The organism is Bacteroidales bacterium, assembly GCA_016707785.1.
Lineage (GTDB): Bacteria > Bacteroidota > Bacteroidia > Bacteroidales > UBA4417 > UBA4417.
On the sequence record JADJGZ010000036.1, the window covers coordinates 15,295 to 36,123 of the forward strand.

Sequence of the window (20,829 nt, forward strand, 5' to 3'; positions counted from 1 at the left end):
ATATTCTATCAGTTAATACTCATGAAAAGCAAACCCATTTATTACGGGATGGAAATCCTGAGTCTGCTGGCGGTAGTGACTGCCTTTTTGCTGGTTGCCCTGTATTTCGATAAGCTGCCGGCCGAAATCCCGAATCATTTCAATATCAAAGGGGAGCCTGATGGGTACAGTCAGAAGAAAATTTTCTGGTCGCTGCCGGTTTTCGGACTTATGATGTATTTATTCCTCAGTATGGTCGGTTTATTTGTGACCCGGGTAACCAGGCCGGAAGAGCGGAAACCTGAAGCCATGCAGCAGGTCAGTTTTATGATTGCGCAGCTTAAGATGATCCTGGTACTAGTGGCCCTATATCTTGTAATTTCTACCATCAGGATAGCCTTCCATCATTCGGAAGGGCTGAGTGTGCTGTTCCTGCCGGTATTTTTGGTGTCGATGGCCCTGGTGATTATCTTAAATATGATCAAAGTCATCAGGCTTCAAAACAAAAAATAAGTTGTTTGTCTGAATGGGTGTTGCAAGCAGAAAGGGGCTGTTTTTTCTTATCTTCGTACAATGAAATCAAAGCCAAAGCCGGTCTTTAACAAGCGCATTTTCTGGGATGTGGATTTTGAAAAGCTCGATTACGATAAGAAGGCTAATTTCGTAATTGAGCGGGTTTTTGAGCGTGGCGATGTGGACGACATCCGCCAATGCCGGCGTTATTACGGGGATGAGAAAGTGAAAGAAGCTTTATTGAACGCAAAATTCCTGCCAGAACATACCCTTTATTTTGCCAGTGCCATAATTGATGAACCTGTTACAGCATTCAGATGTTACACCTTGAGGCAGTTGAACCCGGGACTCTTTCCTTATTAAAAGAGTTGATGAGTTTACCGGAATTAAATGAGTTTGCTCTTGTTGGAGGAACTGCACTGGCATTACGTTATGGCCACAGAAGCTCTGTTGACATTGATTTATTTAATACACACAAGTTTGACCTGGTTGAATTGCCTGTATACCTTGCCAAGCATTTTGGAAACCGTTTCGAGCATAAGCATCAGCAGTCGGGCATAGGTATCTTTTGTTTTATTGATGATATAAAGGTGGATCTTATTCATTTTCCCATTCAACCTATTGCCGACCTTATGATTGAAATGGAGATACGATTTTATTCCGATGCTGATATAGCAGCAATGAAAGTACAAGCGATTCTTGGCCGGGCAAAGAAAAAGGACTTCTGGGATTTACAGGTATTATTAAAGCAACATTCATTGCAGCAAATCATTGACTGGCATCAACAAAAGTATCCAAACCAGATGCTCGCAATCAGTATCCCGCATGCCATCACCTATTTTACAGATGCCGATGAGAGCGAAACTCCTGTTAGTTTCAACGGACAAACCTGGTCGAAAGTAAAGAAGGATATTTCGAGGGCGGTGAGGGAGTATTTGAGTTGAGCGTATGACAGGGTCAGTTTCAGGGGGATTATTCCGTGATGTGGATTCCTGCCAATTACTTTGATTATGCTTAATTTTACCCAAAATTTTCCTGATGACCGTCGAAAAACTCCTGCAGTCTTCTCTTAATGCTGAATTTCTATCCCTTGAAGAAGGCTCCTTCCTTTATACTCATGCATCCACTTCCCAGCTTATGTTTGCCGCCAATGAAGTGCGTAAACGAATGCATCCTGAGGGGAAAGTAACATGGCTGATTGACCGGAATGTAAATTATACGAATGTTTGTGTTTCGGGATGCCAATTCTGCAATTTCTATTGTTCGAAAAATAGCAGCAAGGCTTATATTACCACCCTGGAAGAGTACAAGCAGAAAATCGACGAACTTTTTGCCCTGGGGGGTGAACAACTCTTGCTGCAAGGGGGTATGCACCCTGAATTAGGACTTACCTTCTATACCGATCTTTTCAGAAGCCTGAAACAGATCAATCCTAAGTTAAAGCTGCATTCGCTAGGGCCTCCTGAAGTGGTTCATATTGCAAAGATGGAAGGGCTTTCCTATAAAGCTGTGCTTCAAAGCCTGATAGATGCCGGCCTCGACAGTCTGCCCGGTGCCGGGGCTGAAATTCTTTCCGACAGGGTTCGTAGCCGCATTTCAAAAAATAAATGCACAGCAGTACAATGGCTGGATGTGATGCGTGAAGCCCATCAGTTGGGCCTTACAACTTCGGCAACCATGATGTTTGGGCATATTGAAACTCCCGAAGAACGTATTGAACATATGATCTCAATCCGGCAGGTACAATCGGAAAAACCTGAAGGAGCTACCGGGTTCATCTCATTTATTCCCTGGCCTTTCCAGGATGAAGGTACTACACTGCAGAAAGTTCATGGGGTGCGCAATTCCATCACTGCCGATCAGTATATCCGTACCATTGCCCTGAGCCGCCTCATGTTGCCGAATATTCAGAATATACAGGCTTCCTGGCTCACAGTGGGAAAGGATACCGGGCAACTCTGCCTTCATGCCGGGGCCAACGACTTTGGTTCCATTATGATTGAAGAGAATGTTGTATCGGTGGCCGGTGCCAGCTACAAGTTCGATGCTGAGGGAATTCAGAAAGCCATTCAGGAAGCGGGTTTTGAACCACAGCTAAGGGACCAGCAATTCCGTTACAGGACATACAATGCATAGCACTGATGGGCTTTAAGACAGCTGTAAAGAGTTGATTTTCGTGCCGGTTTGACTGCCAGTATGCAGGGATTATGAAGATGCCTGTTTTTCGGTATGGGCTTTGAAATTATTGAGGATCATCTGCCAGCCCATCTGCTGCATTTCAGCCGGGTTTTCGCTTTCTGCTTCAAAGGATTCCTTCACATCAGTTACTGCTCCTTCTTCTGAAAATTCAATTCGAACCTTTCGTCCGTCAAGCAGGGTATAGGTGATCAGATGATGAGGTATCACCTGGTCATAAATCCCTTCAAAATCAAAGGCAAAGCTTCCATCTTTTGCTGCCATCCTGTAATTGAAACTGCCACCTGCTTTCAGGTTATTTACTGCTGCAGGACAATGCCAGTCGTCGGAAGCATGATTCCATGCCATAATATCAGCCGGGTTTGTCCAGCATTTCCATACCTTTTCAAGATCAGCCTTTACGCTGACCTCTACTGTAATAAGCGTTTTATCCATTTGTCAGGGTATTTACAAGTCAAATCAGTGCTTACCTTGCTTGTGAAAAGTGAAACATCCACTGGATCCCGAATTTGTCGGTGCAGCTGCCATAATATGCACCCCAGAACATGTCCTGTAACTCCTGGATAACAATTCCTCCATCAGAAAGGGCATTAAAGAGTTTATCGGTTTCCTCTTTCGAGTCAGGTTCCAGCATGATATAGACATTATTGCCGAATGTTACGTTGAATCCCATCGAGTCAGGAGCATCAGTACCCATTAACACATGGCCACCGGGAAGGGTAAGCTCAATATGCATGATCAGGTTTTTGTCTTCGGCACTTAAAGGAGGCATACCTTCTGTAGCGGGGATATCACCGAAACGGGATGCTCCATCACCATTGAATTCACCTCCGAATACTGATTTGTAAAAATTGAAAGCTTCCTCTGTATTGCGATGGAAGTTGAGATATGTGCTGACTTTTGCCATTTTATTCAGAATTGGTTTTCCGAATAAACAGTTGGCATAGTGATTTGTTCTATACCGTTGCTGAATCATTTTGCGAACTATGCGCCCCGGTATAACTCAATCTGCAAGAATTCTGCTTTGAACCAAAGGCTCCCCTATGGGGCAAATTCATTGCGATTGAGTATAAATGGAATTTTTGCGAATGAAATCAAGGATTACTGAACTAGCGCCAATCCTGGAAATAACATAGTTTTTTGATGCAGCCGAAGACTTTGAGAGTTTTGAGGGATCTTCAAGAAAATGATTCAGCTTTTTTTCGAAATCAGTATAGTTATGGAATGTTATTCCTCCTTCTGCACTGATTAGTTCTATCGCCTCATGAAACTTCCCGTAATTAGGTCCAAAAAATACAGGCATACCATATACTGCCGCTTCAAGTACATTGTGGATACCAGCCCCGAAACCACCACCTATGTAAGCTATCTTTCCATACCTGTAGATTTGAGATAGCAGTCCGATGGAATCAATAATCAGTATTGAGGTCTTCGCCGACTGGTCTTCTGTAAATGTTGAATAACGCGCTGCCGCTATTCCGGACTGGCTTATAAGGGACTGTATTTCAGAATCGTGAATTTCATGGGGAGCAAGGATCAATTTCACCTTTCCCGGATTTTCATTCATATACTTTACAAGTATTTCTTCATCTGCAGGCCATGTGCTTCCTGCTACCAGGACTGTTTCACCTTTTGAAAAAGCCTCAATTAAAGGGAATTGCTTTGCCTGGGAAGAAATCTCAACGACCCTGTCGAAACGTGTATCTCCGCTAATACTCACATTAGTGATGCCAACAAATTCAAGTAGTTCGGCAGAATATTCATTCTGGACAAAAATATGGGTGAATCCTTTTAAGACACTTCTTGGCCAGTCGCCGTACCATTTGAAAAAATGCTGATCAGCCCTGAAAATGGCTGACACAAGATAATGAGGGATATTCTTCTGTTGAAGGATGTCAAGAATATTGAACCAAAACTCATATTTAACAAAGAAAACAATATCCGGGCGGATGATTTCCAGGAACCGGGCAGCATTATCGCGGGTATCCAGGGGAATATAGCTTATGATATCAGCACCCTTATAGTTTTTCCTGTTTTCAAAACCGGAGGGACTAAAGAAAGTCAGGATGATCAGGTAATCAGGATGTTCAAGGCGGAAGGCATCCATCAGGGGGCGCCCCTGCTCAAATTCACCAAGGGAAGCGCAATGAAACCAGGCTCTTTTAGCCATTGGCTTATTTTCAATGGCTTTCTCCAGGATTTCAAATAGTTGTTTCCTTCCCTGCACCCAAAGCCTGGCCTTATGGTTGAATTTGGCTGAGAGCCTTATCATCAGGCCAAATATGCGGATTCCGGTGGAATAAAGGAAGAACATCGCCAGGGTGCTTTAAGCCAGGATTTAGTAATAATAGTATTCCCGGCCGGTTTTGCGATACAAGGGGACAAGCCAGCCTATCTTTATCCCAACCTGCATATCAAAACGTTTCTCATTGGGAATTAATCGGTCGGCAAAGTAATAGGATCTTCTTGATTGGGTCCAGGCTTCCACTATTTCAATGCCACCGAAGAAGTTGAGGCGCTTGTTATTGTCAATATGCTGGTAGCCTATGAATTGAGTGATTGCAGGGCCATTGCATAACCTATCATATCCCTTTTTATAGTCGGTACGGAGTTGAGGTGTATTGTTTTGTGAGACGTCAATCCTGATCTTATGTTGTAACATTCCGGCACCTGCCATTACCAGGATTCCGGAATTTGGATTCATCGTTTTAAACGGGAAAAGTCTTCCGGTTTTCAACCAAAAAGTATAACCACGCTCACTAACAGCCAGGTTAGCAAAAGTACCTTCATCATTGATCACATGCCCGTCGCTGGTCATAATCCCTTTCAGAACAGAAGAAAGGTTTTTAACATTTCCCCCGAATAAAAAATTTCCTTCGGCAGTAAACATCCATCGGCTTTTCGTCAGGAATGTATATCCTCCTCCGATGGTGTGGGATAATCCAAACCGCTCTTTTAAATCCCCGAAAGGAAGGCTAACTGAATAAGCAGGATAAAACATTGAGATTTTCAGGGTATCACGGGCACTCTGCTGGGCCAGGACCTTCCTGACAGGAAGAAGTATGGAGGATAAACAAAAAAGACTGATGAGGATAAAGTTCCTGTAATACATGTCGCAGCGGTGAGTTATTGCAGCAAATTGAAATGCAAAGATACAAAACTCCTATGCACAGTCTCTTGATTACACACTGAACTTTGACTCATTACAGAGCAATTTATATTTATTTAAGAACCCCGATTCAGGCATTTCAATTTGATAAGTTGTGTAATTTGTATCTTTGCTCACAATATCAAACTTTAAGTTTCTTCAATATGCGTAAAATCTCTATGGTTGACCTCAAGGCTCAATATGATCATATCAAGCCTGAGATCGACGCTGCCATTGGACAGGTAATATCATCCACTTCTTTTATCAATGGACCGGTAGTTAAGGAATTTCAATCCGACCTGGAAAATTATCTTGGTGTAAAACATGTAATCCCATGCGGAAATGGAACTGATGCCTTACAGGTAGCTATGATGGCACTCGGATTAAAACCCGGGGATGAGGTAATCGCACCATCCTTTACATTTATAGCTACTGCTGAAGTAATTGCCTTGCTGGGACTTACCCCGGTTCTGGTAGATGTTGACCCGGACACTTTCAATATTGATCCGGCCTCTGTTGAAAAAGCTATTACTCCCAAAACCAAAGCCATTGTACCAGTACACCTTTTTGGTCAAAGTGCTGATATGGATGCTATTATGAAAATTGCTGAGGATCATGGATTGTTTGTTATTGAAGATGCTTGCCAGGCTATTGGTGCCGATTATATAAAAACCGACGGAAGTAAAGCCAAGGTCGGAACCATTGGTCATGTGGGTTGTACTTCATTTTTCCCTTCAAAAAACCTGGGTTGCTACGGCGATGGCGGTGCAATATTTACGAATGATGATGAACTGGCGAAGAAACTGCGTTCAGTTGTAAATCATGGAATGACTGTAAGGTATTATCATGATGATATTGGGGTGAATAGTCGCCTGGATAGCATACAGGCTGCTGTATTGAAGGTTAAGCTTCCGCATCTTGACAGTTATGCTTCTGCCCGTGGTAAGGCAGCAGCGGCTTATGATAAGGCCTTCGGTGGACATCCCTCACTCAGGATACCGGCACGATTCCCATCCTCAACTCATGTGTTTCACCAATATACGCTGGTACTGAACGGAGTGGATAGGGCAGGCCTTATTGAACATCTTGCCTCGAAGGATGTTCCTGCAATGGTTTACTACCCTGTGCCTATTCATTTACAGAAGGCTTATCTCGATCCTCGTTATCAGCCGGGGGATTTCCCTGTTACTGAAAGCCTGTCGAAGAGCGTATTCTCCCTGCCTATGCATACCGAACTGGATGAGGAACAACTGAACTATATCACCGGAGCTGTACTTGAATTCCTCGATCGAAAATAAAGCTTGTCCGACAAGCATGAATTGTGATTTCCGATTCAAAGTCACGAAGTTGAACAAAGAGTTAAATATCAATCAATTAACTTTTTTGTTTCTTGGTGACTAAAAGTGTTAGATTGAAAAAACTCCCCTTCGGAAAGAGCTCAATTTTCAAATTTTCAAATTAGTCAATTAACATCCTGAAAAATGGAAAACGAAAAAGAATACTTTGCCCACCCGACCGCTATAATTGATGAAGGCTGCATCATAGGAAAAGGTACTAAAATATGGCATTTCACGCATATTATGAGCAATTGTGAAATCGGTGAGAACTGCAATTTTGGTCAGAATGTAGTGGTATCGCCCGGAGTAAAACTTGGTAAGAATGTAAAAGTTCAGAACAATGTATCCATTTACACGGGTGTGGTTTGTGAAGATGATGTCTTCCTTGGGCCTTCCATGGTGTTTACCAATGTAATTAACCCGAGGTCGGCGGTCAACCGCAAGGCTGAGTATGCCCAGACCATTGTCAGAACCGGTGCATCAATTGGTGCCAATGCAACCATTGTCTGCGGCAATGAAATCGGTGCATTCAGCTTCATTGGTGCAGGTGCTGTGGTTACGAAAGCTGTTCCGGCCTATGCGCTTGTAGTAGGAAATCCTGCCCGTCAGTCAGGCTGGATGAGTGAATTCGGCCATCGACTGAAGTTTGATGAGAAGGGTATTGCCACCTGCCCTGAAAGCAAGGAAAAGTACGAACTTAAAGATGGAAAGGTTGCAAAACTGGGGTAGCCCTGATTTGTAATCTTCTTTTTTTTAGAATCAATGTTCTTACACTTATCTCAATCCTGCAAAATTAGGCAGGATCGTTCACTTACCATTCGCAACTCTTTACTGACACTTAGCATATTACAATTGCAGTAATTGTCTATAAATAATTACTGATGAACGGGTAATCTTTACCTTCTTTAAACATTTTATTCGCAATGGGAAAAATATTAGTTACCGGCGGGACCGGATATATTGGGTCACATACTGTAGTTGAACTGCAGAAACAAGGCTTTGAAGTGCTGATCGTTGATAATCTCTCGAATTCCAGGATAGAAGTCCTGGGAAATATTGCAGCCATCACCGGAATATTTCCTGAGTTCGAACATTTCGACCTGGCAGACCAGTCAAGAACTCTCGATTTTTTTCAGAGACATAAAGATATTGTGGGTGTTATTCATTTTGCTGCTTTCAAAGCAGTGGGTGAATCCGTCGCAAATCCTTTAATGTACTATCATAATAACCTTTATTCCCTGGTCAACGTGCTGGAGGGCATGAAACTATCAGGGGTTCAGAACCTGGTATTTTCTTCTTCCTGCACAGTATACGGACAACCGGAAGAATTGCCGGTTACCGAAAAAGCCCCGGTTCAGAAAGCATGGTCTCCCTATGGAAATACCAAGCAGATGTGTGAAGATATCCTTGGATTTACTGTGGGAGTGACTGGTATAAAAGCCATTGCCCTCAGGTACTTTAACCCGATTGGATCTCATGATTCAGCATTGATAGGTGAGCTGCCGCTGGGTACGCCTAATAACCTTATGCCTTTTATTACCCAGACTGCCATAGGGATAAGGGAAAGCCTGAAAGTTTTCGGAGGAGATTACGATACTGTTGACGGTACAGCTGTGCGCGATTATATTCATGTGGTAGATATTGCAAAAGCACATGTGATAGCAGTTGAACGTATGATCGGGAATAAAGGGAAGTCAGACCTCGAGATTTTCAACCTGGGTACCGGAAATGGATTCTCAGTACTGGAAGTAATCCATTCATTTGAAAAGATGAGTGGCGAAAAACTGAATTACAGCATCGTCGACCGTCGTGCCGGTGATGTGGAAAAAGTATGGGCTGATACCCGTTATGCCAATGAAGAACTGGGCTGGAAAGCTGAACGAAGCCTCGACGATATGACCCAGTCGGCCTGGAAATGGGAACTTAAGCTTAAGGAGAAAGTGCTTGAAGCTATTTAGTCATTAAAAGCAATGAAGACCAAAAGGTATTTTGACCTTTTATACAATATATTTTAAACAAACTCATCCATCAACAGAATTCGCTTTATGAAGAACATACTCATCACCGGCGGGGCCGGTTTCATCGGTTCACACCTGGTAAGGTTGTTTGTTAACAAATATCCACAATACAAAATCATCAACCTTGATAAACTTACCTATGCCGGTAACCTTGCCAATCTGAAAGATATCGAGCAAAAACCCAATTATGAGTTTGTAAAGGCTGATATCGTTGATGAACCCACTATGATGGCCATTTTTGAAGCCTATAAGTTTGATGCTGTGATACACCTGGCAGCTGAAAGTCATGTTGACCGCTCTATCTCGAATCCGAAGGAGTTCATTATGACCAATATTGTAGGGACAGTAAACCTGTTAAATGCCGCCAGAAGCATATGGAAGGACAATTTCGACGGGAAAAGGTTTTATCATATCTCAACAGATGAAGTTTATGGTTCATTAGGCGATGAAGGTAAGTTCCTCGAATCAACTCCTTATGACCCCCGGTCACCCTATTCCGCTTCAAAAGCCAGTAGCGACCATTTAGTAAGGGCCTATAATCATACTTTTGGGATGCCAACCGTTATTTCCAATTGTTCCAATAATTATGGACCTTTCCAGTTTCCTGAAAAGCTTGTACCCTTGTGTATCAATAATATCCGACATAGCAAACCCCTTCCTGTATACGGAACCGGTTCAAATATCCGGGATTGGTTATTTGTAGAAGATCATGCCAAAGCAATTGACTTGATTTTCCATAAGGGAGGAATTGGAGAAACCTACAATATCGGTGGGAATAATGAATGGACCAACCTTGACCTGGTAAAGAAACTATGCGAAATCATGGATCAGAAGATGGGACGAGCCCCCGGGACATCGGAACAACTCATTACTTTCGTGAAAGATCGTGCGGGGCATGATTTCAGGTATGCAATTGATTCCTCAAAATTGCAGCAGGAACTTGGATGGAAACCAGAGGTAGTTTTTGCTGAAGGTTTCGAGAAAACGATCGAATGGTACCTCTCAAACCAGGCCTGGCTCGATTTTGTAACCACAGGTAATTATCTCAAGTACTACGACGATATGTATAAGAACAGGTAGGATTTTTTTCGTGCCTGTTGCAGGTTCCATGTTATATTTGTACCTTTATTCAAGATATGGAGAAATATGTATATATTTTTCCATATCATGTTATACGTGTTTGATAAATAATAGTCTACCTGATGGAACAACACCTGGTACAAGTCTTACGCAACAGGGCTGCCCAATATACTGATCGGGAAGTTTTCCGTTTCCGGCCCAGTGGATCCAAAACCTATCAAAGTACCACCTGGAAGGAAGTTGTGCTCCATGTTGATGAAGTGGCACTTTCACTTCTCTCCCTTGGATTTGGTCCTAAATCAAATATCGGAATCTTTAGTGCCAATAAACCTGAATGGACCATTGCGGACTATGGGATTATGGCTATCAGAGGGGTTGTTGTGCCATTTTTCAGCACCGCCTCTAAAACCCAGGTTAAATATATCGTGGATGAAACTTCCATGCAATTGATGTTCGTTGGGAATAAGGAACAGCTTGAATCTGCAGTTTGGCTGATGAATAATAATTCCACCCTTCGTAAAGTTGTTTCATTTGATGAAACTGCAATCGATGGTAAAGATGAACGTTTGATGGGTTGGTCTGACTTCATGGCACTTGGTAAACAAGCTGCTGCCTCCACAACCGATCTTGAAAAAATTCTTGCACAAGCTGAACCCGACGATCTGGCCACCATAATTTATACATCCGGTACAACAGGAGAACCGAAAGGTGTGATGCTTGGACAGGACAATTTTATCAGCTGCCTGAAGATCCATGATCAACGACTGGATGTGAATGACAAAGACGTTTCCATGTGCTTCCTTCCACTTAGCCATATTTTTGAACGCGCCTGGTCGTTTTATATGATCCATTGCGGGGTAACCCTCGTATTCCTGGAAAATCCCAAATCTGTTATCGAGGAACTTCCTCTGGCTCAACCCACCCTGATGTGCACGGTTCCGCGGTTTTTTGAAAAAACCTATGAGGGAATCCGTGCTGAAGAAGCCAAATGGTCACCTATTAAGAGAAAAATCTTCGACTGGACTATCAAAGTTGGTTACGAACGTTCAGAATATCTTAAAGACAGCCTTCCCATTCCAATGGGTTTGCAAATCAAGTATAAGATTGCTAATAAAGTGACCTTACAAAAACTTCGCAGTATTTTCGGAGGCAGTATTCGTACCATGCCCTGTTCAGGTGCAGCTATCAGGACAGAATTACTAAGGTTCTTCCATGCTACCGGCATTTTTGTGAATTATGGATACGGCGCTTCAGAAACTACTGCAACAGTGTCTTGTTTCCGCACCGACCATTATGAATTCGGATCCTGTGGCACAGTAATGCCAGATGTAGAAGTTAAAATGGATGAAAAGGGTGAAATTCTTGTGAAGGCAGCTACGGTATTCAAGGGATACTATAACAAACCCAATGAAACAGCTAAGGTATTGACGGATGGCTGGTACCACACAGGTGATAAAGGCTCATTCAGCAGTTTAGGAAACCTTGTGATGGAGGATCGTTTGAATGATATTTTCAAAACATCCGGCGGTAAATACGTCTCACCTCAAAAGATAGAACTTCTCCTTTCAAATGACCCGTTTATTGAACAGGCTATTGTGATTGGTGACAACAGGAAATATATCTCAGCACTGATCATTCCTTCTTTCTTAACCCTGAAATTGAGAACAGAATTAAATATTCTACCAGAACATTCCCCCCAGGAAATTATTGATAACCCTTTAGTTATCGGTTTTCTCAATGAAAGGATCAAGGAAATCCAGGAGGAGTTAACACCTTATGAAAGGGTTGTAAAATTTACCTTGTTACCTGAAGCATTCAGTATCGAGAATGATTCTTTAACAGGTACCTTGAAGCTAAAACGGAAAGTGATCAACCTGAAATTCCAGGAATTGATAGAAAAGATGTACTAGCGGGTTAATTTCCATCGTCTGTGCGACCATAACCAGCTTCCCGGGTTTTTCCGGATCAGCTCCTCGAGTTTTCCTGCGTATCTGCGGGTGATTTCACCCTCGGGCAATTCTTTTGGATTGTCAGCGATTACAGAAATTTCAAGTGTATAATATCCCCTTTTCACTCGTTGGACATCTCCGTATAGCACCGGCATATCGTATCGACGGGCATAGTTTTCAGGACCATGCAAGAATGCAGTATCCCTGTTCATGAAATTCACCCAGATCGATTTTCTGACATTGGTCGGACTCTGGTCAGCAGCCATGATATAGATGGATGGAGAACCAGCATTCTTCTCAAATAATGCTCCCGTTTTATAGATTGATGCCAGTGATGTACCGAATTTTGAACGGCTCCACTTTGCGAAGCGATCAATGTACTTATTGCTCAGGGGTTTGTACAAGGCATAGATAGGGTAGTGGGTAAATAATCCCGGTGAAAGGCTTCCCCATTCCCAGTTATTGAAATGGGCAGGCACGGCAATGATACTCTTTCCCTGGGATAAAAAAGATTCTATGAGCTCAGGGTTTACAATCCGATGCCTTCGTTTTACCTGTTTTGGTGTCATGCTAAAGGCTTTCAGTCCTTCAACCGTAACATCCGCCAGATTCTTATAAACATCAGAAATCATCTTTTGCATTTCTTGCTCGGTGGCATCAGGGAATGAGCCCCTTAGATTGGAACTAATTACCTCTTTCCTGTATCCAACCAATCTTTGCAGGATAAATCGAATCAGGTCGGAAAAAAGGTAAAGTACCGGAAATGGAATCAGTCCGATCAGGAATACAAAGACAAGAAAAATGCCTGTTATAATAAGGTTCATAATATTGTACGAATGATACAGGAGAAAGGTGCAAAGTTACCGATTTTCCAATAGTTCTTTACTGTACTTTTGGACGACAAAATCATATTCCGGGATTTCGGGAACATTCAACTGATGATGAGAATCTATTCAAAGTATGCCAGTTGGAAATTGCAGGAGAAACTCCGGGCAATAAAAATCAGACTTCAGAAAACACAAATACTTTCTTCAATTATGGATTATACACCAGAACCGGGACGCTATCGTGAAATGCTATACAGGCGCTGTGGCAAAAGCGGACTCATGTTACCTGCTGTCTCATTAGGTCTTTGGCACAATTTCGGCCATGTCGACGATTTTAAAACCTCCAGGGCCATTGCTCTAAAAGCTTTTGACCGGGGCATTACCCATTTTGATCTTGCAAATAATTATGGGCCGCCTCCCGGATCTGCAGAATCAAATTTTGGAAAAATTCTTAGCCAGGATCTTAAACCCTGGCGGGATGAACTGATCATCTCCTCCAAAGCCGGTTACCTGATGTGGCCCGGACCATACGGAGAATGGGGATCAAGGAAATACCTTATTTCCAGTATTGACCAGAGTTTGAAACGGATGGGATTGGAATATGTCGATATCTTCTACAGTCACCGTCCGGATCCTGATACTCCCCTGGAAGAGACTATGACTGCCCTTGACCAGATTGTCAGGCAAGGAAAAGCACTGTATGCAGGGATATCAAATTATCCCCCGGATATGACGGTGAAAGCAATTTCAATCCTTGAACAATTGGGGACACCCTGCCTGATCCATCAACCCAGGTATAATATGCTTGATCGCTGGGCTGAAAACGGACTCTTACAGGTATTAGGTGCAGAAGGTATCGGATGTATAGTCTATTCCCCTCTTGCCCAGGGATTGCTTACTGACCGGTACCTGAAAGGGATTCCCCGGGATTCAAGAGCTGCAAAACCTCATGGTTTTCTGAAAGAAGACAGAGTGCCTGAGGTGATGCCTCAGATTCAGCAACTCAATGCGATTGCCGGAAAAAGGGGACAAAGCCTTGCCCAGATGGCACTGGCCTGGCTGCTGAAAGATGAAAGGGTTACCTCAGTATTGATTGGTGCAAGTTCAGTCCGTCAGTTGGAAGATTCTTTGCAGTCACTTCAAAAACTGAATTTCAGCCAGGAAGAACTGAAGCAAATTGAGACACTGTTGAATACAAGTGCATCTAATTATTGATTATCGATTTTGGAAATCGCTTCAAAGATTTCAATCTTCAGTTCCGGGATCCAAAGAGGGGGAATATTTCGCCCCCCCCCCGCCCCAATTTTCCCCTTTTTGTTTGGGGCCCCCCCTGTGTAATAAACGGGGGGTTTTTCGTTGGTCCTCCCCCACTTCTTTCCCCCCCCCCCCCCCCCCCCCCCCTCCTACCCCCCCCCCCCGAAGTCCCCCCTGGATAATTGTCGCCCCGCAGGCGCGTCGATGAAGCTTTTTTCCCCCCTAATATGTTTAACGGCATTTTTAGACATAACAAACCTCATTTAAAATTGCCGGTCCTAAGTAACAACTTAAACCATTCTTAGTCACCAGTTCTACTTTTTCATTTTCGAAAAGTCTCTCAAACGCCAGTAATTGCGGGTTCAAAATCGATAAATATATCAATGTCACTTTGAGAGGATTGTTCATTACGGACATAAGATCCAAATAGTCCTACTTCTCTGATTCCGTGCTTGTTTAGCTCCGGTTTAGAGTTCTTAAGGGGAAAATCTGTGGTCATTATTTCAATACAAATATACACTCTATAACACTCATGATGCACTCATAGCCTGAACATCCGGGGCAATTTTCTTGACAAGTCCCTGGAGTACTGTTCCCGGGCCTACTTCAATAAAGGTATCACCTCCATCAGCTACCATATTCTGCACCGTTTGGGTCCAACGTACCGGTGAAGTCAACTGTGCTACCAGGTTTGCCTTGATTTCTTCAGGAGAACTGAAAGGTTTAGCATTTACATTCTGGTAAATGGGGCAGATAGGGGTATTGAACTGAGTGGCTTCAATAGCGGCGGCTAATTCTACCCTTGCCGGTTCCATAAGCGGTGAATGGAAGGCTCCACCTACTTTGAGAGGTAATGCCCTTTTAGCACCGGCTTCCTTTAGTTTTTCACAGGCAATCTCAATGCCTTTAAAGGAACCTGAAATCACGAGTTGCCCGGGACTGTTATAGTTTGCTGGTACAACGACCTCTTCAATATCTTTGAGCACCACCTCAACTTTATCATCATCCAGTCCAAGGATGGCAGCCATTGTGGAGGGCTCAGCTTCACAGGCTTTCTGCATTGCAAGTGCACGGGCATATACCAGTCGGAGGCCATCTTCAAAAGTGAGGGCTTTATTGGCAACCAGGGCTGAAAATTCTCCTAGGGAGTGGCCGGCTACCATATCGGGTGTGAAGTTCTCACCCAGGGTGGCTGCTAAAATTACTGAATGAAGAAAAATAGCAGGCTGGGTTACTTTCGTCTGCCTGAGGTCCTCATCAGTACCGGCGAACATCAGGTCAGTGATCCTGTATCCAAGTATTTCATTGGCTTTCTCGAACATCTCTTTCGCAATCGGGAAGTTGTCATACAGATCTTTTCCCATTCCTACAAACTGGGCACCCTGACCCGGAAATACATATGCTTTCATAATAATTGGTTTGGCTTAATGAAGGCGCAAAAATACAAATTCCTTTTAGATAGAGAATTCAGAGTCACCAGACAAAAAAAAAGCCGGCAATAAACCGGCCTGAAATTCAAGTGAAAGTAATTTTAATCCCTTCTGCCCAGGAAACGTAAAAGGAACAGGAAGAGGTTAATGAAGTCGAGGTAAAGTGCCAATGCTCCCATGATGGCATATTTCTTTGTTGATTCCTGGCCGGCAATCATCTCTCCGCTCATATTCTTCAGTTTCTGTACATCATAAGCTGTAAGTCCGGTGAATATCAATACTCCTATAAAACTAATGATATACTGCATGGAGTCACTTTTCAGGAAGAAATTGATAACCGAGGCAATGATTATTCCTACCAAAGCCATCATAAGGATGCTTCCAAATTTGGTGAGGTCAGTTTTGGTAGTATATCCGGCAATGGCCATAACTCCAAAAGTAAGTGAAGTTACCCCGAAGGTAATGGCAATTGAACCCATACTATAAACCAGGAAGATAAAACTCAGGCTCAATCCGACCAATAATGCATAGGCAAGGAATAACAAGGTCATCGACATGGCACTCAATTTCTGGAAACGCAACGACATGAGCATAACAAATCCAATGGGAGCCAGCATAACGATCCATCCAAAAATTGAAAGGCCTGTTTCCGTAACAAGCAAACTAAGTATCGCAGGTGTCTGGGCCACAAAATAGGCAGTTCCGGCAGTGAGGGCCAGTGCAATAAACATCCATGAAAATACTCCGCTCATGAAGGTCCGAACAATGGTTTGGTCTTTGAGCGTAATATCCGGAAGTGTATTATATTGATTCTCGTTCATAGTTTCTTTTAAATTTATTTTTTGCAAAATTACATAATCCTGAGAATTAAATTTCCCAACTTTTGTGAAATCAATGCAATCTTGATCCGATCAGGTGAATGAATTCTGCCCTGGTCTTATCCACCAGGAAGGCGCCGGTAAAATCACTGGTCGTGGTCACTGAGTTTTGTTTCTGTATTCCTCTCATGCTCATGCACATATGCTGAGCTTCAATAACCACTGCGACTCCAAGGGGTTTAAGGGTATTATAGATACATTCCTTAATTTGCGTAGTAAGCCGCTCCTGTACCTGCAGCCTTCTTGCGAATGCATCCACAACCCTGGGTATTTTACTCAGTCCAACAATATGCCCGTTTGGAATATAGGCTACATGTGCTTTGCCGAAAAACGGGATCATATGATGCTCGCACATTGAATACAGCTCAATATCCTTCACAATAACCATCTGTTTGTAATCTTCACTGAACATAGCAGAGCGTAAGATCTCATCAGGATCCAGATCATACCCATGAGTTAGGTATTGCATAGCTTTGGCAACTCTTTCCGGTGTTTTCATCAGGCCTTCACGCTCGGGATTCTCACCAATCAACTTCAATATCTCTTTGTAATGTACAGCAAGTTCACTGATAGTCTGAACATTGTACAGGTCGCGTTTTTCGTAACCGTCCTGCTGAGGGTAATCATCCATCATGTTTTCTATGATCATTCCTTTTACTATTTCACTGCTCATCGTAATGTCTTTTAACAATTAAATTGTACTTTTCTTAAGAACTCAACCCCGGATGTTATCTAAAGAATTACCGTAGTATTCAACAAAGTTGTTCTCTGTTTCATAGAGCTGGATTTTGTGTAAAACGGAACCTAGTTCTGCAATGGGTTTTTCAAGTTCTCCCCAGATACCAATGGCAATATTTTCAGCAGAAGCAAGTACTCCTGACAAAAAATCAACTTCCAGGTTTATATTCTTATGATCCAGTTTCTCAATAACCAATCGGTTAACGAGTTCACTGAGATCTTTCAGGTTCATCAGGAAGCCGGTTTCAGGGTTTACCTCTCCTTTCACAGTCACATAAAGCGTGTAATTATGACCATGCCAGTTGGGATTGGAACATTTTCCGAAAATCTCCAGGTTTTTAGTGTCACTATAGTCTGGGCGGAATAACCTGTGTGCTGCATTGAACCGTTCCCGGCGTGTTACATAAATCATCGGGGCTTTTTAAAGTAATGGGATTTGTTCGTGTTGTTTAACTTTTGTTTAGTATTTGATAAACAAACAAAATAGAATTTGGTTCATGGCTTCCCGGCGGTATTGCCCATTTTACTGATTTTAAGAAGCCATATGACTTCCAACAAGGTGTAAACGATGTAGAGAACAAAGATGCTGATGACAAAACGAATGGCATCAGTCTTGAAGAAATACAGGTAGAATGTAATCAGGACCAGTAACAGCAATAGTTTGATGACACTGGCAGCCATGAAAATATTGGTAAACCTGTTGAATTTACCTGTACTTGCCTTCAGCAGGATGTAATACAGGAATGAGGTAGAGAAAATGAACAAAAGGATTAGCCAGGGCAATGCCGGACTATAAAGAGCCGGGAGGAAATAGGCTAGACCTGCAGCAGTTATGGAAATCAGGAGGGATATAATAGCAAGGTTCTTTGCAAACCGGGTAAGCATTTCTTTCATAAAACTTATTTTCGGATAAGGTCCTTAATGGCTGAATAGATGGCTGCAGAAACAGCCAGTACAGATAAGATAAGGGTAAAAACAGGGAATTTCAGGTTGAGCCATTCATCAATTTTTACACCTCCGAAAACACCCACACCAATAATAGCAAACATCTGGAATGCCAGGTTCGAATACCTTGCATAACCACTAAGTTGTTTTTTGCCTTCTTCAGGCGATGACACTTTCGGTGGCGTAGGAGATTTTTTCATTTGGGATTTCATGATTACCCATGCTACAAGCTCCGGTAAAAACGGCTCCAGGTTCAATTGCCAGCTTATTGGTGAGAATATCCCCAGATACAACAGCACTAGCTTTCAGACTAAGCAGCTCATTCACTTTGAGATGCGCCTTCACTTCCCCTGAAATATCAGCATTCTGACAAATAATTTCTCCTTCGATTCTTCCGGTTGATCCAATCACAACTTTTCCTGAAGATTTTATGGTTCCTTTAAGGCTTCCATCAATTCGAATATCTCCGTTCGAAATAATATCTCCGGTAATTTCTGTGCCATTGCCGATCAGGTTGACCGAAGGATTTTCGGGAAGTATGGTTTTTGACATATGGAATGATTTTAATCATTTTCGCTGAAAGCAAAAATAATGCATATAAGGCAAAAATAAGTGCTTATTATGATATTTCCTTAACGAGGATAATTCTTGTTAAAGAAATTGATATAACCATCGTACTTCTTTTCCCTGTAGAAGATCGGATAATTCTCCATTGATATGACAAAATGCTTGTAATCGCTATCTTTCAGGGGCAGCATCACATATTCACTTTGTTGTATAGTTTTGAAGAAATTAATAGCGGCCGTGGCGTTTCTGAAACTGCTGATGGTAATCATTTGCCAGCCGGCATCAAGAAGGATAGCATTTACAGATAGATTATCATTATTGAAGCTCTTCGAAATGAAGTCAGAAATTCGGATTTTGGTTGCACTTACATTCACATTTCTTTCATTCAGCATCATGATATAGAAATGGGTTTGATTGGGATTCACCTTATAAATGGCAGGTACAACTGTATCACTGCTGGATCCAACACTTGCCGTTACTGAGGTCGATAAGGTGTCACCTGTAGTTGTAGTGGTGGCTACTGGTGTTCCTTTGCCATATTTATTGAGGATCTCCTGGGCTAATGGGGTTACGGAGCTACTTGGGTAGGCCTTTACAACCTTATTTAAAACTACCAGCATTGTATCGGTATTTTCAACCTTAGCCAAAGCGAGGGCTTTCAGGTATTCAAATTTGGGAATCAGGTCTTTGTCCTTGTAATTGGTAGTTGCTTCATTACTGTAAAGCAGGACCATCCTGTATTGTCCCCTGGTGAAAGCTTGATAAGTCTCCTCATAAAGGGTGTTGATCCGGTTTTTCTTAGCCAATACTTCATTATTGTAATCCGGATTTTCGATAATCAGCGCATAATCACTCGTAGGATACCCTGTCATGATTTTTTCTTTATACTTTGCTGCCAGGGCTTCATCTGGAATATCTTTACCCATGAGATAAAGCTGGTAATAGATATTTAGGGCATACTTGGTGTCGGGATATCGCTCAAGGAGTTCTTCGAAAGCCTCCAGTGAGTGAGGAATATCATGCAATCCGTCTTTGTAGATGTATCCAAGATTTAACAAGGCTTCTGAGATTTGTGTATTCGATGCTTCAAGCGCTTCAGGCGATTTTGGAATCAATTTCATGTAGGATTTGGGATCTTTAGGGTCAATAGTTTCCAGTCCTCCTGCTTTACCTCCTCCTGCAGCAACGGAATCGCCCGGAGTTCCTGTTTCCCCGGCATCACCTTCTTCTGATGAAAATGTAGTAACTGCTCTCTTGTTCATTAATCGCCAGTTGTCCTCGAGTTTCCTTCTTCCCCATTTCCGCATAAACTCAGTATAACCCATACTGATAGCTGAAGGGTTGTTGAAGTACCAGCCTCCGCCTCCCAGGTCCTGGATGCCCCTTTCGTTTCGCTGTTGATTCTGGTTTCCCATCGCCATTGCAATATCCATCTGCTGCTGCCTTTCCTCTTCCAACCTGGCCTGTTCTTTCTTATTATATTCATCCACCAATTTGGTGATGAGAGCCGTTAATTCTGCCTCAGGCATCCTGGCCAGCATCTGCATACTATCCTCATACTGAACCACCTGGAGATTGGTTACCAGTTCGGTGAGGGTTGCAGTGCGGGTACTGATGGTTTCGTAATTCGGATAATCGATAGGTAAAACCTGCAGGGTAGTATCATAATAGGCCCTCGCATCCTCATATTTCTGTTTTGTGAAACACATTTCAGCCAATTGGAGGGAAGAAGTCGTTTTTTGATAGTCGTTGCTGACACTGTTACTGACAGAAAGCCTGAGATAATGCATCACCAGGGTATCATTATTATCCAACTGCGCCAGTTCAGCAAGGGCAAAATACACCTGGTCGAGGAACTCCTTGTTCTTGGTGTCTTTCACCATCCGTTTGAGTTGTTTCTCAAGGTTGCTCTTATCCCCTGTATAAATATCGAAAGCCTTGGCCATATTGATCCTGGCATTGAAGGCCAT

Annotated in this window: 23 protein-coding genes and 1 pseudogene; 10 read left to right on the plus strand and 14 right to left on the minus strand. The window is 42.8% G+C overall.

Going from position 1 to position 20,829, the window contains the following annotated elements; all coding sequences use genetic code 11:
• Positions 1-21 precede the first annotated feature (21 nt).
• The 4 genes from IPH84_16345 (at position 22) to mqnC (ending at position 2,628) form a co-directional block, all read left to right on the plus strand.
• Complete coding sequence (locus IPH84_16345; GenBank protein MBK7174758.1) at positions 22-492, plus strand: DUF1648 domain-containing protein; 471 nt, start codon at positions 22-24, stop codon at positions 490-492.
• A 60-nt stretch (positions 493-552) separates the two neighbouring features.
• The gene (locus tag IPH84_16350) at positions 553-855 is read left to right on the plus strand and encodes a hypothetical protein (protein ID MBK7174759.1); all 303 of its coding nucleotides are present in this window, start codon (positions 553-555) and stop codon (positions 853-855) included.
• Positions 810-1,436, plus strand: coding sequence for a nucleotidyl transferase AbiEii/AbiGii toxin family protein (locus tag IPH84_16355; protein ID MBK7174760.1), 627 nt, complete (start codon positions 810-812; stop codon positions 1,434-1,436). Before IPH84_16350 ends, IPH84_16355 begins: the two co-directional genes overlap by 46 nt.
• Positions 1,437-1,530: 94 nt before the next feature.
• Complete coding sequence (gene mqnC / locus IPH84_16360) at positions 1,531-2,628, plus strand: dehypoxanthine futalosine cyclase (protein ID MBK7174761.1); 1,098 nt, start codon at positions 1,531-1,533, stop codon at positions 2,626-2,628.
• Between the two features lie 69 nt (positions 2,629-2,697).
• On the opposite strand, the gene IPH84_16365 is transcribed toward mqnC, so the two are convergent.
• The 4 genes from IPH84_16365 to IPH84_16380 form a co-directional block, all read right to left on the minus strand.
• Positions 2,698-3,123 carry an SRPBCC family protein gene (locus IPH84_16365; GenBank protein MBK7174762.1) on the minus strand — a complete coding sequence of 142 codons (426 nt, stop codon included), beginning with the start codon at positions 3,121-3,123 and terminating at the stop codon, positions 2,698-2,700.
• A 31-nt stretch (positions 3,124-3,154) separates the two neighbouring features.
• Positions 3,155-3,595, minus strand: coding sequence for a VOC family protein (locus IPH84_16370; protein ID MBK7174763.1), 441 nt, complete (start codon positions 3,593-3,595; stop codon positions 3,155-3,157).
• Between the two features lie 147 nt (positions 3,596-3,742).
• On the minus strand, positions 3,743-5,002 hold the full coding sequence (locus tag IPH84_16375; protein ID MBK7174764.1) for a 3-deoxy-D-manno-octulosonic acid transferase: 1,260 nt from the start codon (positions 5,000-5,002) through the stop codon (positions 3,743-3,745).
• A 24-nt stretch (positions 5,003-5,026) separates the two neighbouring features.
• Positions 5,027-5,800, minus strand: a complete 774-nt coding sequence (locus IPH84_16380; GenBank protein ID MBK7174765.1) for a hypothetical protein — start codon at positions 5,798-5,800, stop codon at positions 5,027-5,029.
• 200 nt (positions 5,801-6,000) lie between these two features.
• Here IPH84_16380 and IPH84_16385 point away from each other — a divergent pair, with 200 nt between their 5' ends.
• The 5 genes from IPH84_16385 (at position 6,001) to IPH84_16405 (ending at position 12,181) form a co-directional block, all read left to right on the plus strand.
• Positions 6,001-7,134 (plus strand): DegT/DnrJ/EryC1/StrS family aminotransferase, encoded by a 1,134-nt coding sequence (locus IPH84_16385; protein ID MBK7174766.1) that lies wholly within the window; start codon positions 6,001-6,003, stop codon positions 7,132-7,134.
• A gap of 183 nt (positions 7,135-7,317) precedes the next feature.
• Positions 7,318-7,902 (plus strand): N-acetyltransferase, encoded by a 585-nt coding sequence (locus IPH84_16390; GenBank protein MBK7174767.1) that lies wholly within the window; start codon positions 7,318-7,320, stop codon positions 7,900-7,902.
• A 194-nt stretch (positions 7,903-8,096) separates the two neighbouring features.
• Entirely contained in the window at positions 8,097-9,131 is a 1,035-nt protein-coding gene (gene galE / locus IPH84_16395) for a UDP-glucose 4-epimerase GalE (protein MBK7174768.1), read from the plus strand.
• An 87-nt stretch (positions 9,132-9,218) separates the two neighbouring features.
• Positions 9,219-10,271 carry a dTDP-glucose 4,6-dehydratase gene (gene rfbB / locus IPH84_16400; protein ID MBK7174769.1) on the plus strand — a complete coding sequence of 351 codons (1,053 nt, stop codon included), beginning with the start codon at positions 9,219-9,221 and terminating at the stop codon, positions 10,269-10,271.
• 122 nt (positions 10,272-10,393) lie between these two features.
• Positions 10,394-12,181 (plus strand): long-chain fatty acid--CoA ligase, encoded by a 1,788-nt coding sequence (locus tag IPH84_16405; protein MBK7174770.1) that lies wholly within the window; start codon positions 10,394-10,396, stop codon positions 12,179-12,181.
• Here the strand turns inward: IPH84_16405 and IPH84_16410 are convergent.
• Positions 12,178-13,044, minus strand: coding sequence for a lysophospholipid acyltransferase family protein (locus IPH84_16410; protein MBK7174771.1), 867 nt, complete (start codon positions 13,042-13,044; stop codon positions 12,178-12,180). The two genes, IPH84_16405 and IPH84_16410, sit on opposite strands and share 4 nt — an antisense overlap.
• A gap of 213 nt (positions 13,045-13,257) precedes the next feature.
• On the opposite strand from IPH84_16410, the gene mgrA reads away from it, so the two are divergent.
• Positions 13,258-14,262 (plus strand): L-glyceraldehyde 3-phosphate reductase, encoded by a 1,005-nt coding sequence (gene mgrA, locus IPH84_16415; GenBank protein ID MBK7174772.1) that lies wholly within the window; start codon positions 13,258-13,260, stop codon positions 14,260-14,262.
• Between the two features lie 282 nt (positions 14,263-14,544).
• Here the strand turns inward: mgrA and IPH84_16420 are convergent.
• The 9 genes and pseudogenes from IPH84_16420 to IPH84_16460 form a co-directional block, all read right to left on the minus strand.
• Positions 14,545-14,800, minus strand: a pseudogene (locus tag IPH84_16420) (nucleotidyltransferase domain-containing protein).
• A 31-nt stretch (positions 14,801-14,831) separates the two neighbouring features.
• On the minus strand, positions 14,832-15,710 hold the full coding sequence (fabD, locus tag IPH84_16425) for an ACP S-malonyltransferase (GenBank protein MBK7174773.1): 879 nt from the start codon (positions 15,708-15,710) through the stop codon (positions 14,832-14,834).
• Positions 15,711-15,832: 122 nt separating this feature from the next.
• Positions 15,833-16,552, minus strand: a complete 720-nt coding sequence (locus IPH84_16430) for a Bax inhibitor-1/YccA family protein (protein MBK7174774.1) — start codon at positions 16,550-16,552, stop codon at positions 15,833-15,835.
• Between the two features lie 70 nt (positions 16,553-16,622).
• Positions 16,623-17,243: a GTP cyclohydrolase I FolE gene (folE, locus tag IPH84_16435; protein MBK7174775.1), complete on the minus strand. Its 621-nt coding sequence runs from the start codon at positions 17,241-17,243 to the stop codon at positions 16,623-16,625.
• Positions 17,244-17,324: 81 nt separating this feature from the next.
• Entirely contained in the window at positions 17,325-17,759 is a 435-nt protein-coding gene (locus IPH84_16440; protein MBK7174776.1) for a 6-carboxytetrahydropterin synthase, read from the minus strand.
• Between the two features lie 83 nt (positions 17,760-17,842).
• The gene (locus IPH84_16445; protein ID MBK7174777.1) at positions 17,843-18,241 is read right to left on the minus strand and encodes a hypothetical protein; all 399 of its coding nucleotides are present in this window, start codon (positions 18,239-18,241) and stop codon (positions 17,843-17,845) included.
• A 5-nt stretch (positions 18,242-18,246) separates the two neighbouring features.
• A complete protein-coding gene (locus IPH84_16450; GenBank protein MBK7174778.1) occupies positions 18,247-18,465 on the minus strand; it encodes an AtpZ/AtpI family protein in 219 nt (72 codons plus the stop codon).
• Entirely contained in the window at positions 18,452-18,844 is a 393-nt protein-coding gene (locus tag IPH84_16455) for a polymer-forming cytoskeletal protein (GenBank protein ID MBK7174779.1), read from the minus strand. The genes IPH84_16450 and IPH84_16455 overlap by 14 nt, the downstream gene beginning before the upstream one ends.
• Positions 18,845-18,924: 80 nt before the next feature.
• A complete protein-coding gene (locus IPH84_16460; GenBank protein ID MBK7174780.1) occupies positions 18,925-20,805 on the minus strand; it encodes a tetratricopeptide repeat protein in 1,881 nt (626 codons plus the stop codon).
• Positions 20,806-20,829 lie beyond the last annotated feature (24 nt).

What these genes read in the sequence shown, in the direction of transcription:
- galE (MBK7174768.1), top strand. Translation starts at nt 8,097, where the DNA reads ATGGGAAAAATATTAGTTACCGGCGGGACCGGATATATTGGGTCACAT.
- IPH84_16350 (MBK7174759.1), top strand. Translation starts at nt 553, where the DNA reads ATGAAATCAAAGCCAAAGCCGGTCTTTAACAAGCGCATTTTCTGGGAT.
- IPH84_16430 (MBK7174774.1), bottom strand. Translation starts at nt 16,552, where the DNA reads ATGAACGAGAATCAATATAATACACTTCCGGATATTACGCTCAAAGAC.
- IPH84_16345 (MBK7174758.1), top strand. Translation starts at nt 22, where the DNA reads ATGAAAAGCAAACCCATTTATTACGGGATGGAAATCCTGAGTCTGCTG.
- mgrA (MBK7174772.1), top strand. Translation starts at nt 13,258, where the DNA reads ATGGATTATACACCAGAACCGGGACGCTATCGTGAAATGCTATACAGG.
- IPH84_16385 (MBK7174766.1), top strand. Translation starts at nt 6,001, where the DNA reads ATGCGTAAAATCTCTATGGTTGACCTCAAGGCTCAATATGATCATATC.
- IPH84_16460 (MBK7174780.1), bottom strand. Translation starts at nt 20,805, where the DNA reads ATGGCCAAGGCTTTCGATATTTATACAGGGGATAAGAGCAACCTTGAG.
- IPH84_16390 (MBK7174767.1), top strand. Translation starts at nt 7,318, where the DNA reads ATGGAAAACGAAAAAGAATACTTTGCCCACCCGACCGCTATAATTGAT.
- rfbB (MBK7174769.1), top strand. Translation starts at nt 9,219, where the DNA reads ATGAAGAACATACTCATCACCGGCGGGGCCGGTTTCATCGGTTCACAC.
- IPH84_16380 (MBK7174765.1), bottom strand. Translation starts at nt 5,800, where the DNA reads ATGTATTACAGGAACTTTATCCTCATCAGTCTTTTTTGTTTATCCTCC.
- IPH84_16355 (MBK7174760.1), top strand. Translation starts at nt 810, where the DNA reads ATGTTACACCTTGAGGCAGTTGAACCCGGGACTCTTTCCTTATTAAAA.
- IPH84_16370 (MBK7174763.1), bottom strand. Translation starts at nt 3,595, where the DNA reads ATGGCAAAAGTCAGCACATATCTCAACTTCCATCGCAATACAGAGGAA.
- folE (MBK7174775.1), bottom strand. Translation starts at nt 17,243, where the DNA reads ATGATGGATGATTACCCTCAGCAGGACGGTTACGAAAAACGCGACCTG.
- IPH84_16410 (MBK7174771.1), bottom strand. Translation starts at nt 13,044, where the DNA reads ATGAACCTTATTATAACAGGCATTTTTCTTGTCTTTGTATTCCTGATC.
- IPH84_16365 (MBK7174762.1), bottom strand. Translation starts at nt 3,123, where the DNA reads ATGGATAAAACGCTTATTACAGTAGAGGTCAGCGTAAAGGCTGATCTT.
- IPH84_16455 (MBK7174779.1), bottom strand. Translation starts at nt 18,844, where the DNA reads ATGTCAAAAACCATACTTCCCGAAAATCCTTCGGTCAACCTGATCGGC.
- IPH84_16440 (MBK7174776.1), bottom strand. Translation starts at nt 17,759, where the DNA reads ATGATTTATGTAACACGCCGGGAACGGTTCAATGCAGCACACAGGTTA.
- IPH84_16445 (MBK7174777.1), bottom strand. Translation starts at nt 18,241, where the DNA reads ATGAAAGAAATGCTTACCCGGTTTGCAAAGAACCTTGCTATTATATCC.
- fabD (MBK7174773.1), bottom strand. Translation starts at nt 15,710, where the DNA reads ATGAAAGCATATGTATTTCCGGGTCAGGGTGCCCAGTTTGTAGGAATG.
- IPH84_16405 (MBK7174770.1), top strand. Translation starts at nt 10,394, where the DNA reads ATGGAACAACACCTGGTACAAGTCTTACGCAACAGGGCTGCCCAATAT.
- IPH84_16375 (MBK7174764.1), bottom strand. Translation starts at nt 5,002, where the DNA reads ATGTTCTTCCTTTATTCCACCGGAATCCGCATATTTGGCCTGATGATA.
- mqnC (MBK7174761.1), top strand. Translation starts at nt 1,531, where the DNA reads ATGACCGTCGAAAAACTCCTGCAGTCTTCTCTTAATGCTGAATTTCTA.